The organism is Pseudomonas syringae (assembly GCF_000737245.1).
In the GTDB taxonomy this organism is placed as follows: domain Bacteria; phylum Pseudomonadota; class Gammaproteobacteria; order Pseudomonadales; family Pseudomonadaceae; genus Aquipseudomonas; species Aquipseudomonas syringae_J.
In genome coordinates this window covers 19,622-35,091 of sequence record NZ_JPQU01000054.1, presented here as the reverse complement: position 1 = coordinate 35,091, position 15,470 = coordinate 19,622, and the positions used below count along the sequence as shown (strand labels likewise).

Below are 15,470 nucleotides of genomic sequence, written 5' to 3'. Positions count from 1 at the left end.
CGATGGCGTTGGGTCAGGCAATAATTTTGCGACTGACCCAACGCCATCGCGGGCAAGCGCGCTCCTACAGGCACATGCATTTCAATTTCAAATATTTATTTCACGTTCCATCGCGACCCCCCACTTTTTTTGAAACTGGCATACTGGACGCCGATTCACTCTGAATCGCGTCTTGAGGAGTTCCGGTGAAGAAAATCGCGGTGTTCGCCGATGTACAGAACCTCTACTACACCGTCCGTCAGGCCCATGGTTGTCACTTCAACTACGCAGCGCTCTGGGCTGACATCAGCAAGCGCGGGGAAATAGTCGAGGCTTATGCCTATGCCATCGACCGTGGCGACAGCAAGCAGCAGCAATTCCAGCAGATCCTGCGCAACCTGGGTTTCACCGTGAAACTCAAACCGTACATCCAGCGCAGCGATGGTTCGGCCAAAGGCGACTGGGATGTCGGGATCACCATCGATATCATGGACGTCGCTCCGCAGGTGGATGAAGTGGTGCTGGCTTCCGGCGATGGCGATTTTGATCTATTGCTCGAACGCATTATCAGCAAGCATGGCGTCGAAGCGGTGGCTTACGGCGTACCGGGCCTGACTGCCAACTCGCTGATCCGTGCCGCCAGCCGTTATGTGCCCATTGAAGGCGCGTTGCTTTTACGTTGATTTTTTGAAGGGTTCAGCGAGTGTTGGAACGTGTAGCTGTCATCGACTTTGAAACCACTGGCATCTCCCCCGGCCAGGGTTGCCGCGCCACGGAAATCGCCGTGGTGATCATGGAGCAGGGGCGCATCGTCGATCGCTATCAAAGCCTGATGAATGCTGGTGTACGAATTCCTGGCTTCATCGAAGCGCTCACCGGTATTAGCAACAGCATGATTCGCACTGCACCGTCCGCTGAGCGGGTGATGGATGATGTCGCCAACTTCGTCGGCACCATACCGCTGGTCGCGCACAACGCCTCCTTTGACCAGAAATTCTGGGACCACGAACTGTCGCTTATCGAGCGCAGTCGTCAACAAAGCTTTGCCTGTTCGATGTTGCTGGCTCGACGCCTGATGCCCGGCGCGCCCAATCACAAGCTTGGCACTTTGACCAGCTATGCCCGCCTGCCCAACACCGGCAAGGCTCACCGGGCCATGGCCGACGCCGAGATGGCCGCCAACCTTACCGCGCACCTGACCAACGAATTGCGCCAGACCCATGGCATCCCCGGGGTCTCCCATCAGTTGCTCTGCACCCTGCAAAAAGTCCCCGCAGCGAAAATCAGCGAAGCCCTCAAGCGTCAGCGCGGTTTTTAATCACGCCCGTTGCTCTGACTGATTTGGCCCGGACAGGGTAAACTCCGCACCTTGCGTTGATTTTCCCTACGGTACTCCCATGACATTCGCCACACTCGGCCTGATCGAACCCCTGCTGCGCGCTCTTGAAACCCTCGGCTACCAGACGCCAACACCTGTGCAGGCGCAGGCGATCCCGCCGGTGCTGGCCGGGCGTGACCTGATGGCTGCAGCGCAGACCGGCACGGGGAAAACCGCCGGGTTTGCCTTGCCGCTACTGCAGCGCCTGACCCTGGAAGGTCCGAAAGTGGCGCCCAATACCGTGCGTGCGCTGGTGCTGGTGCCGACCCGCGAGCTGGCCGAGCAGGTTCACGAGAACATCCGCCAATACGCTGAACATCTCCCGCTGAGCACGTACGCGGTGTACGGCGGCGTGAGTATCAACCCGCAGATGATGAAGCTGCGTAAAGGCGTTGATGTGCTGGTGGCGACGCCGGGCCGTTTGCTGGATCTGTATCGCCAGAACGCGGTGAAGTTCTCCCAGTTACAGACGCTGATTCTCGACGAAGCCGACCGCATGCTCGACCTGGGTTTCTCGGAAGAACTGCGCGACATCTATAAAGCCCTGCCCAAGCGCCGCCAGACGCTGCTGTTCTCCGCCACCTTCTCCGACGCGATCCGTGAGCTGGCCGGGCAGATGCTCGACGACCCGCTGACCATCGAAGTCAGCCCGCGCAACGTGGCGGCGTCTTCGGTCAAGCAGTGGGTGGTCACGGTCGACAAGAAACGCAAAGCCGAGCTGTTCATTCATCTGCTGAAAAAACAGCGCTGGTCCCAAGTGCTGGTGTTCGCCAAGACTCGGGTGGGCGTTGATCAACTGGTTGATCGTCTGCAGGGGCTGGGCATTAGCTGTGACGGTATTCATGGCGACAAACCGCAGGCTACACGCCAGCGCGCGCTGGACCGATTCAAGGCCAGTGAAGTGCAGATTCTGGTAGCGACCGACGTTGCTGCCCGTGGTCTGGACATTGATGATTTGCCGACCGTGGTTAACCTCGATCTGCCTATCGTGGCCGAGGATTACATCCACCGTATCGGCCGAACGGGCCGCGCAGGTTTGACTGGCGAAGCTATTTCTCTGGTGTGCGCGGATGAAGTCGAGCTGCTGTCGGCGATTGAAACCCTGACCCGGCAGACGTTACGTCGCGAAGAAGAGCCGGACTTTGTGCCGGAGCACCGTGTTCCAGTCACCGACGCAACCGGTCAGATCCTGAAAAAACCGAAGAAGCCGAAAAAGCCCAAAGTCTCAGGCGGCGGCAAGCGCAACCTGGGTAAGTGGGTCGACAGTGGCGATACAGCGCCAGAGCCGGTAGCCGCCAAACCGGTGCGCAAAGTCCCGGTCTTCAACACCGGCCCGCGCAAGAAAAAGCCTTGATCTAGAGAGAGCAGTTAACGCCCGTGGGAGCGAGCTTGCTCGCGAATGCTATTTTTCAGGCACTAGATTTGTGTCGGTTGTAATGGCCTTTTCGCGAGCAAGCTCGCTCCCACAGGAATAGTTTTCACTCACTCCACCGCGGGCTGCCAACTCCCCACCATATGCACCAACCCCGGCTGCGCGCCTTCCAGGCGTAGCTGGCCGTGGGAACCGGCGGTGCTGGCCGACAGCACCACTTCACTGGGCAAGCGCACCGGTTTCAGGAATTGCACGCTGATGTCCAGGTTCGATGCCGGAAGGTGGTTGACCAGCATTGCCAAGGTCCGCGCCTTGAGCCACATGCCGTGGGCAATCGCCTGAGGGAAGCCGAACAACTTGGCGCTTGGCCCGCTCAAGTGGATCGGGTTGTAGTCTCTGGACACCTTGGCATAGCGCCGACCGATTTCTGCCGGAGCCTGCCAGCGGCCGACTTCAGTCACCGCCAGCGCTGCCGGTTCGAATTCGTCAGGTGGCGCACCTTCCAGCGCAACGTCGCGACAGAGCATGGTGCTTTCTTCTTCCCACAACATGCCCAATGAGTCCTCGACCTGAGTGATCAGGCTGAAGGTCGCGCCTTTGGCGTGAGGTTGCAGGTTTTCCGCGTGCACCCCGACATAGACTTTGTTCACGCCCCCCAACGGCCGGTGAATCTTGATCCGGTTGGCCACATGGATCAGCCCAAGCAATGGGAAGGGGAAATCCTTGTCGGTCATCAACTGCATTTGCAGGTGAAACGCCAACACGTGCAGATAAGTCGGCGGCAGCAGGCTGCTTTCGCTGAAGCCACACACGTTGCGGTAGTTCGCCAGCTTCTCGGGTTCCACCATAGTCCAGCAGCGCAGGCCGATCTCTGGCAATTCGGTACCGGTGACTTTGCGTTTCAACGCCGCATGCATAAAAAGATTCGGCAGCGTAGGCAGTGAATCCAGGTAACGCCAGTGAGCACTCATGATGCTTCTCCTTGTTCGATGAGTTGCAGGGGGTCAAGCTCCGATGACGCTCTGACCGCAGACCCGAAGGACTTGACCGCTGACGGCTCCGGCACCGGGTTGTGCGAGCCAGGCAACCGCCTCGGCGACGTCCTGGGGTAAACCACCCTGACCCAGCGAACTCATGCGGCGTCCGGCCTCGCGCAAGGCGAACGGCATGGTTGAGGTCATTTTCGTTTCGATAAAACCGGGTGCGACGGCATTGATGCTGATCCCGCGGTCATGCAGCGACGGCGCCATGGCTCGGGCCAGACCGATCAAACCCGCCTTGCTGGTGGTGTAATTGGTTTGCCCGCGATTACCCGCCAGGCCGCTGATCGAAGCCAGCAACACCACCCGGCCGTCGTCGTGCAGCGTGCCGCTGTCCAGCAGAGCCTGAGTCAGGATCTGAGGTGCACTGAGGTTGACTGCCAGCACCGAGTCCCAGAAATCTGCCGACATATTGGCCAGGGTCTTGTCCCGGGTGATCCCGGCGTTATGCACCAGAATGTCGATCCCGCCTGGCAAATGCTCGATCAACTGGCTGGCCGCGTCGGCGGCGCAAATGTCCAGCGTCAGGGCCTGACCGCCAAGCCGCGCGGCCAGGGCTTCCAGATCCGCTTTGGCCTGGGGTACGTCGAGCAGCACCACTTCGGCACCGTCGCGAGCCAGGGTTTCGGCAATGGCCGCGCCGATACCGCGGGCTGCGCCGGTGACCAGCGCTTTGCGACCGCTCAGCGGCCGACTCCAGTCCTGAACCTGCGTCGGGCATGGGCTCAAGCGAATCACCTGGCCAGAGACGAACGCGCTTTTGGGCGACAGGAAGAACCGCAGCGCGCCTTCAAGCTGATCTTCAGCGCCGCTGTCCACCTGTAGCAATTGCACAGTGCCGCCGTTGCGCATTTCCTTGGCCAACGAGCGACTGAAACCTTCCAGTGCCTGCTGAGTGCTGGCGATAAACGGGTCATCAAAGGTGGCAGGGGCGTGACCGAGGATTACGATATGTGCGCTGTGATCGAGATTCTTCAGCAGGGGCTGAAAGAATTCCCGCAGCCGCTTCAGGTCCTCGGTGTTGGCAAAGGCACTGGCGTCGAACACCACGGCTTTGATTTTCGGGCCTTGATCCGCCACCCAGGCGGTCGCGCCGGTCACTTCAGCGCCGAAGCTATAGAGGGAATCGGTGAGGCATTGAGCGAAGAGTCGCACCTGATCGGCCAAGGGGCCGGCACTGATCAGCAACGTGCCTTCGATAGGCCGCAGGCGACCGGCCTGCCAGCGTTCCAGTCTGACCGGCTTTGGCAGGCCAATAGCTCCGACCAGGCGGCTGCCCAGATCAGAATTGGCAAAATCAATATAGCGATCAGACGGCATGGAACACTCTCCTTGAGTCGGGGTTCAAAGGAATGGACCACACTCGGGCGACAATCGTTCGAGGCAGCCCTACGCTGTTCATCAGCGCTTTGCATCCAGAAAGGGAGTTTTCAATGAATCAGCCACGCCGGGTCGCCATTGTCGGTGGCAACCGTATTCCGTTCGCTCGTTCCAATGGGCCTTATGCCACTGCGAGCAATCAGGACATGCTCACCGCCGCGCTGGAAGGCCTGATCGAGCGCTTCAACCTGCACGGTTTGCGTATGGGCGAAGTGGTAGCCGGGGCTGTGCTCAAGCATTCCCGGGATTTCAACCTGGCTCGCGAGTGCGTGCTGGGCTCGCGTTTGTCGCCGCAAACCCCCGCCTATGATGTGCAGCAAGCCTGTGGCACCGGGCTTGAAGCGGCCCTGCTGGTGGCTAACAAGATCGCCCTGGGGCAGATCGACTGCGGGATTGCGGGCGGCGTAGATACCACGTCCGACGCGCCGATTGGCGTGAATGAAGACCTGCGTAACATCCTGCTGGAGGTTAATCGCACCAAATCCACAGCTGACAAGCTCAAGCTGCTGTTGAAACTGCGCCTGCACAACCTCAAGCCCGAACTGCCGCGCAATGGCGAGCCGCGCACCGGTCTGTCTATGGGCCAGCATTGCGAACTCATGGCTCAACACTGGGGAATCCCTCGTGACGCGCAGGATCAGCTGGCACTGGAAAGCCATCTGAAAATGGCAGCGGCCTACAGCGAGGGTTGGCAGAACGATTTGATGACGCCGTTTCTTGGCCTCAACCGCGATAACAATCTGCGCCCAGACCTGACCCTGGAAAAGCTCGCCAGCCTGAAACCGGCTTTCGAACGCAGCGCCAAAGGCACCCTCACAGCTGGCAATTCCACACCACTGACCGACGGCGCATCGATGGTTTTGCTGGCCAGTGAAGAATGGGCCAAGGAGCGTGGCTTGCCGGTGTTGGCGTATTTGCGTGACGGGGAGTCTGCGGCAGTAGATTTCGTCAACGGCGCGGAAGGCCTGTTGATGGCCCCGGCCTATGCCGTGCCCCGGCTACTGGCAAGGAATGGTCTGACGCTGCAGGACTTCGATTACTACGAGATCCACGAAGCTTTCGCCGCTCAAGTGCTGTGCACGCTCAAGGCTTGGGAAGACCCGGACTATTGCCAGACACGTCTGGGGCTGGATGCGCCGTTGGGTTCGATTGATCGCAGCAAACTGAACGTCAAAGGCAGTTCACTGGCCGCCGGCCACCCGTTTGCCGCGACCGGTGGGCGCATCGTTGCCAACCTGGCTAAATTGCTCAGTGTTGCGGGGCAGGGCCGCGGATTGATCTCGATCTGCGCAGCGGGCGGGCAGGGGGTTACGGCGATTCTGGAGCGGTAAGGGGGCTCTGAACTGCAAGGATATTCATGTGGGAGCGGTGCTTGGTCTGGGCCGATAGCGTCAGCTCAATCGACACGCATGTTGTGAGATAAAACCCTCAAGCAGCCCGCGCTTCTTCCAGTGCCTCAGCTGACAGCTGCTGCCTGTGGCGATTGGCGTAGTTCTCCGCCATCACCGAACACACAATCAGCTGCAGCGGGTGGTAGATCATGATTGGCAACAGGATCAGGCCCAGGCCTGGATTGTTGCCAAAGATCAGCGCGGCCATCGGTGCGCCGGCCGCCAAGGACTTCTTGGTGGCGCAGAACACCGCCGCGACCTTATCGGCATGGTTGAATTTCAACACACGGGCTGTACCGGTAGTCAGCAACAGAATGACTGCCAGCAGAACGCCGCTGCCGACGAAGGCCATGGCGATCACCGCGTTGCCCTGGGTTTGCCACAAGCCGGAAACCATGGAATTACAGAACGCTGCGTAAACCAGCAACAGAATCACGATCTTGTCGATCAGGTTGGTGTACTTCTTGTGCTTGGCGAAAAACTTGCCGATCAGTGGCCGCACCAGCTGACCCAGTACCAGCGGCAACAGCAGCATCAGGCTCAGCTTCAGCAGCGTAGGGCCCAGATCAATCCCGCCTGAACCGGTGCCGATCACCAGGCTCACCAGCCACGGCGTCATGAAAATCCCGAAGACGCTGGACATGCTGGCGTTGAGGATCGCCGCCGGCACGTTACCGCCCGCACTGCCGGTCAGGGCGACGGATGAAGAGATGGTCGAAGGCAGCGCGCACAGGTACAGGAAACCCAGCATCAGCAACGCAGGAATATAGGCACCGAATGCCTTGTCGCAGATCAGCCAGATCACCGGGAACACTACGAAGGTGAAGACTTGCACCATGATGTGCAGGCGCCAGTTCTTCAGCCCGTGCCGGATCTGTTCGCTGGAGAGGTTGACCCCGTGCAGGAAGAACACCACGAATACGCCAATGTTGATGACCCATTCAGCATGCATGCCGCCGCCGGTGGCACCGAAGCCGGGGAAGAAGTACGCCAGCACGGTCGCCAGAACCATACCGCAGAGGAACCAGTCGGTGACGACGCGTTTGAGATGTTTGAGTACTGACATAAGCGCTCGGCAGATTGTTTGTAAAAATAGATGTCCGCAGGTTAAACCACTCGTACACTGCCGTCTTGCGACATAAGGCCATTCCATACCGACTAACGGACAACCTCTATGCATCGGCCAGGAAGCGAACGGCAAATACCTGCACGGCATATCCCGGAGATCACGGAACTGCCGCGGCCATTGTACGCCCGCGCCGAAAGCCTGAGTGCCGGTTCATGGACGCCGCCTCATCGCCATGAGTGGGTGCAGTTTTCCTACGCGATCAGTGGCGTGTTGGGCGTGCACACCGCTGAAGGCAGCTTCTTTGCGCCGCCCCAATGGGGTGTGTGGATACCTGCCGGCCTGGAGCACGAGGTGGTGACGTCCATGCGCGCGGAAATGCGCAGCTTGTATGTGCGCAAGGAGGATTCCGAATGGGCACCGCAACGTTGCCGGGTTCTGGAAGTAACACCCCTGGCCCGTGAACTGATCAAAAGCTTCTGCCTGCTGCCCGCGTCCTATCCGTTGGGTGACAGCAGCGAAGCGCGGCTGGTGCAAGTGCTCATGGATCAGTTGTCCCATCTCCCGGAAGTGGGTTTTTCACTGCCGTTGCCTCGTCATCCGCGTTTGCTCGAACTGTGCAACGAGCTGATCGAGAATCCGAGCCAGTTGATCACTTTGCAGGATTGGGCAATTCGCCTGGGTGCCTCGGAAAAAACCCTGATGCGTCTGTTCCAGCGTGAAACCGGCCTGAGTTTTCGTGGCTGGCGGCAGCGCGCGCGGTTGCTCTCGTCATTGGGTGCGCTGGAGAACGGCGACAGCGTGACCAACACCGCACTGGCCTGTGGCTACGATTCCACCTCGGCATTCATTGCTGCGTTCAAGGGCTTGTTCGGTTTCACGCCCGGCGAATTGTTCAGGCAGTAAGCGATATTTCCTACTTTCGGCTGTCAGTGGATTTGTGCCCGGCCACGGCATGAAAGCTGCTTGATAGCGTTATGTCAGAAGAATTTCCGACACAATCTATCGCCATCAAACGTCAGCGCCCACTACTCGCTGGCGGAGGATTGCCGTATAACGGGCAACAATCGCGTGTTTGGTAACTAAGGACCCACAATAAAAGCTGATGAAAACTCCTAAACGCATTGAACCCTTGATCGAGGACGGTCTGGTGGACGAAGTGCTGCGCCCGCTGATGAGCGGTAAAGAGGCAGCTGTTTATGTGGTGCGCTGTGGCAATGAGCTGCGGTGTGCCAAGGTTTACAAGGAGGCGAATAAACGCAGTTTCCGTCAGGCTTCGGAGTATCAGGAAGGCCGCAAGGTTCGTAACAGCCGACAGGCCCGGGCGATGGCCAAGGGTTCCAAATTCGGTCGCAAGGAAACAGAGGACGCCTGGCAGAACGCCGAAGTGGCGGCTCTGTTTCGTCTTGCAGGCGCTGGTGTTCGTGTTCCCAAGCCGTATGACTTCCTGGAAGGCGTATTGCTCATGGAGATGATCGCCGACGAATACGGTGATGCCGCTCCACGGCTTAATGACGTCACGCTGGAGCCGGATCAGGCGCGGGAATACCACGCATTTCTGATCGAGCAGATCGTGCTCATGCTGTGTACCGGTTTGGTGCACGGTGACCTGTCCGAGTTCAACGTGCTGCTGACGCCGACCGGTCCGGTGATCATCGACTTGCCGCAAGCCGTCGATGCCGCTGGCAACAACCATGCGTTCAGCATGCTTGAGCGAGATGTCGGCAATATGGCTTCCTATTTCGGTCGTTTCGCGCCGGAATTGAAGAAGACCAAGTACGCCAAGGAAATGTGGTCGTTCTACGAGGCAGGTACCTTGTCGCCAACGACCGTGTTGACCGGCGAGTTCGATGAGCCGGAAGACGAAGCGGATGTGGGCGGCGTGTTGCGTGAAATCGAAGCCGCGCGCCTGGATGAAGACCGTCGCCAGGCCGCTCGTGCTGCCGACGATGCACCACCGAGCAAAACCGCTGAAGAACCGCCTCCGCCCTGGATGCAGTGATCGGTTGATAAAAACCCGGCTTCGGCCGGGTTTTTTGTGGGCTGCAATCCTGTAGGGCCTGCTCAATTGAACCTGTGGGAGATGAGCTTGCTTGCGAAGGCAATTGCCCGGGATCCTAAAATGTTTTGAATGTACTGGCCTATTCGCGAGCAAGCTCGCTCCCACAGAATCGTGTGCATTTCACAAAACTGTGGGAGCAAGCTTGCTTGCGAAGGCAATGGCCCGGGGTCCAAATATGTTTTGAATGTACTGGCCTATTCGCGAGCAAGCTCGCTCCCACAGAATCGTGTGCATTTCACAAAACTGTGGGAGCAAGCTTGCTCGCGAAGACAATGGCCCGGGCCCCAAATATGTTTTGGATGTACTGGCCTCTTCGCGAGCAAGCTCGCTCCCACAGAATCGTGTGCATTTCACAAAACTGTGGGAGCAAGCTTGCTTGCGAAGACAATTGCCCAGGCACCCAATATGGGCTGGATGTACTGGCCTATTCGCGGGCAAGCCGCGCTCCAACGGGTTTCTCACAACACCCACCGGACGCCAGATCCTTGAGGATCGGGCAATCGGGGCGGTCGTCGCCGTGGCAGTGTTCAACCAGCACCTGCAAGGTGTCGCGCAGGCTCGCCAGTTCTTCGATCTTCTGATTCAGCTCGACGATGTGCTGATGCGCCAAGGCTTTCACATCCCCGCTGGCCCGTTGCCGGTCCTGCCAGAGGGTCAGCAACTTGCCGACTTCCTCCAGAGAAAAGCCCAGATCCCGAGAGCGTTTGATGAACGCCAGGGTATGCAGGTCTTCCTGGCCATATAGCCGATAGCCGCTGTCACTGCGATGGGCAGCCGGGAGTAACCCGGTGGACTCGTAGTAGCGGATCATCTTGGCGCTGAGTCCGCTGTGTTTGGCAGCTTGTCCGATATTCATGACTTGGTCCCTGGATCTTTAGGTTTCCATGTCTTGAGGAGCAAAGCGTTGCTCACCACGCTGACACTGGACAACGCCATGGCTGCACCCGCCAGCACCGGATTCAGAAAGCCGAACGCTGCCAGCGGGATGCCGATCAGGTTATAGACAAAGGCCCAGAACAGGTTCTGGCGAATTTTTGCGTAAGTCTTGCGGCTGATTTCCAGAGCTGCGGGGATCAGCGCCGGATCGCCGCGCATCAGGGTAATGCCCGCCGCGTGCATGGCCACGTCGGTGCCGCCGCCCATGGCGATGCCGATGTCAGCCGCCGCCAATGCCGGGGCGTCGTTAATGCCGTCGCCCACCATCGCCACCACGCCATATCGTTTGAGGTCGGCGACGGTGGCGGCTTTGTCGGCAGGCAGGACTTCAGCGTGAACATCGCGAATGCCCAATGCCTGGGCGACCACGTTGGCGCTGCCTTGATTGTCGCCCGTCAATAAATGGCTGCTGATGTGGCGTGCAGTCAGTTGCTCCACGGCCTGCTGCGCGCCGGGTTTGAGGGTGTCACCGAAGGCGAACAGCCCGAGCACGGCAGGATTCGGGCTTTGCTCGATCAGCCAGGACAAGGTGCGGCCTTCCGCTTCCCAGGCATGAGCGGCGTCGGCCAGTTCGTCCATGGCCAGACCGCTTTCTTCGAGCAGCCTTCGGTTGCCCAGCGCCAGATCCCGGCCATCCAGCGTGCCGGCAATCCCTACGCCGGTCAGGGAGCGGCTGTTCTCCACGTTCGGCGGATTGAGTTTCCACTCCCGGCAGGCGTCCAGCACCGCTTTGGCCAGCGGATGTTCGCTGCCGCGCTGCAAAGCTCCGGCCCATTCCAGGACCTGCTCTTCATTGCCGCCTTTGGCGCTCAAATGGGCGATCTGTGGAGTGCCAGAAGTCAGCGTGCCGGTCTTGTCGAACACCACGGTGGTGACTTCATGGGCGCGCTCCAGGGCCTCAGCATCTTTGATCAGAATCCCGTAACGAGCGGCGACACCGGTCCCGGCCATGATGGCGGTCGGGGTTGCCAGGCCCAGAGAGCAGGGGCAAGCAATAACCAGCACGGCGACGGCGTTGATCAGTGCGGTCTCCAGCGACGCACCGGCCACAAGCCAGCCTGCGAGGGTGAAAAACGCTATGACTAGAACCGTAGGCACAAACACCTGGCTGACCCGATCCACCAGTTTCTGAATGGGTGCCTTGCCCGCCTGGGCGTCTTCCACCAGACGTATGATCCGCGCCAGTACTGTTTCAGTGCCCAGTGCCGTGGTTTTCACCAGCAGGCGCCCCTCGCCATTGATCGCGCCGCCCGTGACTTTGTCGCCGACCTGTTTCGGCACTGGCAGGCTTTCGCCGCTGATCAGGGCTTCATCGGCATGGCTCTGGCCTTCAATGACTTCACCATCCACCGGGAATCGCTCGCCGGGTTTGACCAGCACGATGTCGCCCAGATTCAAGGCGCTGATCGCCACGTCAAACTCCTGGCCATCAATCACTTGCAGGGCGCGCTCGGGGCGCAATGCTTCAAGGGCGCGGATGGCACTGGCGGTCTGACGCTTGGCGCGGCTTTCCAGGTATTTACCCAAGAGCACCAGTGCGATGACCACGGCTGAAGCTTCGAAATACAGATGCGGCATGCTGCCCGCTGGCGTGCTGACCCATTGATAAACGCTCAGGCCGTAGCCGGCACTGGTGCCCAGCGCGACCAGCAAATCCATATTGCCGGCTCCGGCACGCACCGCCTTCCACGCCGCCACATAAAAGCGGGCGCCGAGAATGAACTGCACGGGAGTTGCCAACGCAAATTGCACCCAGGCAGGCAGCATCCAGTGCACGCCGAAGGGTTGCAGCAGCATCGGCAGAATCAGCGGGAGGGCCAGTGCTATGGCCAGGATCAGCGCCCAACGTTCTCGACTCAGGCGTTTGTGGTGCTGGTCGGCAGTCACGGCGGGGTCTTGGGCGAGGGTCGCGCCGTAGCCGGCTTTGGCGACCGCTGCGATCAATGCGGCGCCGTCCGGCTCGCCATTGGTTTCGATGTGCGCCTGTTCGTTGGCGAGGTTGACGCTGACCGTCTTGACCCCCGGCACTTTGTTCAGTGCGCGCTCGACCCGACCCACGCAGCTGGCGCAGGTCATGCCGGAAATCGGCAGATCGAAGTTGAGCGGATTGAGCATGTTCACTCTCCCTGAAGGCGGTTGCCTGCAAGGATCAACCTTTCCATGAGGTGAAGGTCAAGTCCAGATCAATAGTTCAGGTCGGCGCGTTTCAAATAGATGCCACCGGGCCCGTTGGCCATTCGGTATTTGAGAATGTCTCCAGCCTGAATCCTGATCTTGGTGTTGGATTGCGCTTCCATGCCCGGATCACAGCCGAACACCTGACCCGGCAGCGAGCGCAGCCGCACGGAGACGTCGCCCGCCGGCAGGTTGAATGACACAGACTGCTCCTGGAACACCCGGCCCGCCAACTGGTCCTGAATATAAATGCCGATCTCACAGGATGTGGCGATTTCCAGGCGTTCGCGGGAAATGATCAGAACGCCATAATCCTGATCGGCCTGCACTGCCGGAGAGGCAGCCAACAGACCGAGAATGCCGAAGAGGCTCACTACTGGCCAGCGCATCGCTGATACTCCTGAGGTAAACGGTGATGATGCAGCTTGGCCGAGCCTTGCGCCGAATACCAGCCCGGCAGGTAAAAGAGAAACTTGACCTTGTCATAGTGGCAAGGTCGAACATGCGGTTCATACCTCTTTACTACGTCAAAGGAGCACCACCATGCAGCGATTCAATGTGCAAGGCATGACCTGTGGACACTGTGTAAAAGCCGTCACTGCTGCAATAAAGGCCCAAGACCCCAGCGCCATCGTCCAGGTCGATTTGCCGACCGGTGAAGTGATCGTCGAAAGCGACCTAGCCGCGCAGCAGATTATTGGTTTGATTGTTGAAGAGGGGTATCAGGCGCAAGTGGTTGCCTGAGTACCCTGTGGGAGCGGTGCTTGCCCGCGATAGGGGCGACGCAGATATCAGGCTCATGGAGTCCAGCCTTATCGCGGGCAAGCACCGCTCCCACAGAAGATCGCGCCCCCTGTTGGAGCGAGGCTTGCCCGCGATTCAGACGCCGCAGTCTGTCAGAAATACCGCGTTATCGTTCTTCGCGGGCAAGCCCGGCTCCAACAAGTGCGCGGAAACTTTTTGCAGTAATTACCCTTCCCTGACACTCAGTCTGTAAAGGCCCGGTTAGACTACCCGGCTGCACTGAATACTGTCTGGATGTCTGATGAACCTTCGCACGATCCTCATTCTGGGTGCCTTGAGCGCCTTCGGTCCTCTGGCCATCGACTTCTATCTGCCTGGGTTTCCGGCCATAGCACTGGCCTTCGGCACTGACGAGAAGCATGTCCAGTTGACCCTCGCGTCCTACTTTTTGGGCCTGTCCATCGGTCAGCTGGCTTATGGCCCGGTGGCGGATCGCTTTGGGCGACGTATACCGTTGTTGTTCGGGGTTTCGCTGTTCACCCTCGCATCTCTGGCCTGTGCGTTCGCGCCTGATCTGGAGTGGCTGATAGGCGCGCGCTTCGTCCAGGCGTTGGGCGGTTGTGCCGGGATGGTGATTGCCCGGGCCATTGTCAGTGACAAGTGCGATGCCGTGCAGTCGGCTAAAGTCTTTTCGCAACTGATGCTGGTGATGGGCCTGGCGCCGATTCTTGCGCCGATGCTTGGCGGCTTGCTGGTCAATCTCTACAACTGGCAGGCAATCTTCATCAGCCTGACGGCGTTCAGTGCGCTGGCGTCATTGGCTGTGGCCCTGGGTTTGCCGGAAAGCATGCCGGCCACTCATCCGCGCCAGCCTTTGTCAGGGGCGCTGACCCAATACCGCCGGTTGCTGGGCGACCGTATCTTTCTTGGTCATGCCCTGACCGGCGGTATCGTCATGGCCGGGATGTTTGCTTACATCGCCGGTTCGCCGTTCGTGTTCATCAAGTTGTATGGCGTGCCGCCGGAGCATTACGGCTGGTTGTTCGGTACCAACGCGGCAGGCTTCATTCTGAGCGCTCAGCTCAACGCTCGGCTGGTGGGCAAGACAGGTCCTGCGTTCATGCTGTCCCGGATAATCTGGATCTATCTGGCTGCGGCCCTGATGTTGCTGGCTGTTGCCGGTTTGCGTACCGAACAACTCTGGCCGTTACTGGTGCCTCTGTTCATCTGTATTGCCAGCCTGGGCTGCATTATCCCCAACGCATCAGCCTGTGCCATGAATGGGCAATGGGCGCGTGCGGGCAGCGCGTCGGCCTTGCTGGGCTGCCTGCAATTCAGTGTGGCGGCAGCGGCTGCGGCGCTGGTGGGCGTACTGCACGATGGCACGGCGGTGCCGATGGCGCTGGTAATCAGTTTATGCGGTGTGTTGGGGGTGACGCTCTCGGTGCTGACTCGCCGATTGCAGCACAAGCGTGATGCGGCGGCGGCACAGGGCTGATGTCAGGCGGTCATCCGTGGGAGCGACCGGGGTGGCGCTCCACCTTGCTCGCGAAGAGGGTGGTACATCCGGCAGATTTTCTGAGCTGGTTATATCGCTTTCGCAAGCAAGCGTGCTCCCACAGAGTCTGCATATGCAGTGTGCAGTTTAAATTCGTCAGTTACTTGTATTAAATGACTACAACGATCCTGGATTTATCCTACGGAGCGTTCGGAAAATCACCTGCGTAAATATCAATAACAGCGGCGAACTGCGAATATGGAGTTTGTTCGTTGTCTTATTTTGTTGCGTGATTTTTATGAGTTTGACGCGCTATGCAGGCGTGCTGTGCCGCTGGCGCTAATGCCGAAAGCCCAGAAATCAAGGCGCTCGCTCGCGGTTTTGCTGTTTTTGGCGCGGTTTTAAGTTACATATTTCAATCCGGACGCTGGCTGTAGCCGATGTTGCGA

At 59.2% G+C, this 15,470-nt stretch carries 14 protein-coding genes; 8 read left to right on the top strand and 6 right to left on the bottom strand.

From position 1 onward, the window contains the following. Positions 1-185 precede the first annotated feature (185 nt). The 3 genes from IV01_RS07060 (at position 186) to IV01_RS07070 (ending at position 2,711) form a co-directional block, all read left to right on the top strand. Entirely contained in the window at positions 186-662 is a 477-nt protein-coding gene (locus IV01_RS07060; RefSeq protein ID WP_027902939.1) for an NYN domain-containing protein, read from the top strand. Positions 663-685: 23 nt separating this feature from the next. Continuing rightward, complete coding sequence (locus IV01_RS07065) at positions 686-1,297, top strand: PolC-type DNA polymerase III (protein WP_032630237.1); 612 nt, start codon at positions 686-688, stop codon at positions 1,295-1,297. A 79-nt stretch (positions 1,298-1,376) separates the two neighbouring features. Beyond that, positions 1,377-2,711: a DEAD/DEAH box helicase gene (locus tag IV01_RS07070; RefSeq protein WP_032630236.1), complete on the top strand. Its 1,335-nt coding sequence runs from the start codon at positions 1,377-1,379 to the stop codon at positions 2,709-2,711. 128 nt (positions 2,712-2,839) lie between these two features. Here IV01_RS07070 and IV01_RS07075 read toward each other — a convergent pair whose 3' ends face one another. Both IV01_RS07075 and IV01_RS07080 read right to left on the bottom strand, forming a co-directional pair. Further along, entirely contained in the window at positions 2,840-3,700 is an 861-nt protein-coding gene (locus tag IV01_RS07075) for a MaoC family dehydratase (RefSeq protein WP_032630235.1), read from the bottom strand. Between the two features lie 33 nt (positions 3,701-3,733). Continuing rightward, positions 3,734-5,089 carry a 3-oxoacyl-ACP reductase gene (locus tag IV01_RS07080; protein ID WP_032630234.1) on the bottom strand — a complete coding sequence of 452 codons (1,356 nt, stop codon included), beginning with the start codon at positions 5,087-5,089 and terminating at the stop codon, positions 3,734-3,736. Between the two features lie 113 nt (positions 5,090-5,202). On the opposite strand from IV01_RS07080, the gene IV01_RS07085 reads away from it, so the two are divergent. After that, a complete protein-coding gene (locus tag IV01_RS07085; protein ID WP_032630233.1) occupies positions 5,203-6,480 on the top strand; it encodes an acetyl-CoA C-acetyltransferase in 1,278 nt (425 codons plus the stop codon). Positions 6,481-6,577: 97 nt separating this feature from the next. Here the strand turns inward: IV01_RS07085 and IV01_RS07090 are convergent, their stop codons facing one another. Beyond that, complete coding sequence (locus tag IV01_RS07090; protein WP_032630232.1) at positions 6,578-7,606, bottom strand: bile acid:sodium symporter family protein; 1,029 nt, start codon at positions 7,604-7,606, stop codon at positions 6,578-6,580. 108 nt (positions 7,607-7,714) lie between these two features. On the opposite strand from IV01_RS07090, the gene IV01_RS07095 reads away from it, so the two are divergent. Both IV01_RS07095 and IV01_RS07100 read left to right on the top strand, forming a co-directional pair. Continuing rightward, complete coding sequence (locus IV01_RS07095) at positions 7,715-8,512, top strand: AraC family transcriptional regulator (RefSeq protein ID WP_032630231.1); 798 nt, start codon at positions 7,715-7,717, stop codon at positions 8,510-8,512. A gap of 199 nt (positions 8,513-8,711) precedes the next feature. Then, a complete protein-coding gene (locus IV01_RS07100) occupies positions 8,712-9,608 on the top strand; it encodes a PA4780 family RIO1-like protein kinase (RefSeq protein WP_032630230.1) in 897 nt (298 codons plus the stop codon). 484 nt (positions 9,609-10,092) lie between these two features. Here the strand turns inward: IV01_RS07100 and cueR are convergent, their stop codons facing one another. The 3 genes from cueR to IV01_RS07115 all read right to left on the bottom strand — a co-directional run bounded on the left by cueR (position 10,093) and on the right by IV01_RS07115 (position 13,168). Next, positions 10,093-10,524, bottom strand: coding sequence for a Cu(I)-responsive transcriptional regulator (cueR, locus tag IV01_RS07105; protein ID WP_032630229.1), 432 nt, complete (start codon positions 10,522-10,524; stop codon positions 10,093-10,095). Further along, positions 10,521-12,719, bottom strand: a complete 2,199-nt coding sequence (locus tag IV01_RS07110; RefSeq protein ID WP_032630228.1) for a heavy metal translocating P-type ATPase — start codon at positions 12,717-12,719, stop codon at positions 10,521-10,523. The genes cueR and IV01_RS07110 overlap by 4 nt, the downstream gene beginning before the upstream one ends. Before the next feature lie 68 nt (positions 12,720-12,787). Next, positions 12,788-13,168: a hypothetical protein gene (locus IV01_RS07115; RefSeq protein WP_032630227.1), complete on the bottom strand. Its 381-nt coding sequence runs from the start codon at positions 13,166-13,168 to the stop codon at positions 12,788-12,790. 154 nt (positions 13,169-13,322) lie between these two features. Between IV01_RS07115 and IV01_RS07120 the strand changes: the two genes are divergently transcribed. Further along, a complete protein-coding gene (locus IV01_RS07120; RefSeq protein ID WP_032630226.1) occupies positions 13,323-13,523 on the top strand; it encodes a heavy-metal-associated domain-containing protein in 201 nt (66 codons plus the stop codon). 301 nt (positions 13,524-13,824) lie between these two features. Further along, positions 13,825-15,021, top strand: a complete 1,197-nt coding sequence (locus IV01_RS07125) for a multidrug effflux MFS transporter (RefSeq protein ID WP_032630225.1) — start codon at positions 13,825-13,827, stop codon at positions 15,019-15,021. The last annotated feature ends 449 nt before the right edge of the window (positions 15,022-15,470 follow it).

Coding starts and splice junctions, on each gene's coding strand:
- IV01_RS07080 (WP_032630234.1), bottom strand. CDS start 5,089: ATGCCGTCTGATCGCTATATTGATTTTGCCAATTCTGATCTGGGCAGC.
- IV01_RS07120 (WP_032630226.1), top strand. CDS start 13,323: ATGCAGCGATTCAATGTGCAAGGCATGACCTGTGGACACTGTGTAAAA.
- IV01_RS07100 (WP_032630230.1), top strand. CDS start 8,712: ATGAAAACTCCTAAACGCATTGAACCCTTGATCGAGGACGGTCTGGTG.
- IV01_RS07085 (WP_032630233.1), top strand. CDS start 5,203: ATGAATCAGCCACGCCGGGTCGCCATTGTCGGTGGCAACCGTATTCCG.
- IV01_RS07125 (WP_032630225.1), top strand. CDS start 13,825: ATGAACCTTCGCACGATCCTCATTCTGGGTGCCTTGAGCGCCTTCGGT.
- IV01_RS07070 (WP_032630236.1), top strand. CDS start 1,377: ATGACATTCGCCACACTCGGCCTGATCGAACCCCTGCTGCGCGCTCTT.
- IV01_RS07095 (WP_032630231.1), top strand. CDS start 7,715: ATGCATCGGCCAGGAAGCGAACGGCAAATACCTGCACGGCATATCCCG.
- IV01_RS07115 (WP_032630227.1), bottom strand. CDS start 13,168: ATGCGCTGGCCAGTAGTGAGCCTCTTCGGCATTCTCGGTCTGTTGGCT.
- cueR (WP_032630229.1), bottom strand. CDS start 10,524: ATGAATATCGGACAAGCTGCCAAACACAGCGGACTCAGCGCCAAGATG.
- IV01_RS07090 (WP_032630232.1), bottom strand. CDS start 7,606: ATGTCAGTACTCAAACATCTCAAACGCGTCGTCACCGACTGGTTCCTC.
- IV01_RS07110 (WP_032630228.1), bottom strand. CDS start 12,719: ATGCTCAATCCGCTCAACTTCGATCTGCCGATTTCCGGCATGACCTGC.
- IV01_RS07075 (WP_032630235.1), bottom strand. CDS start 3,700: ATGAGTGCTCACTGGCGTTACCTGGATTCACTGCCTACGCTGCCGAAT.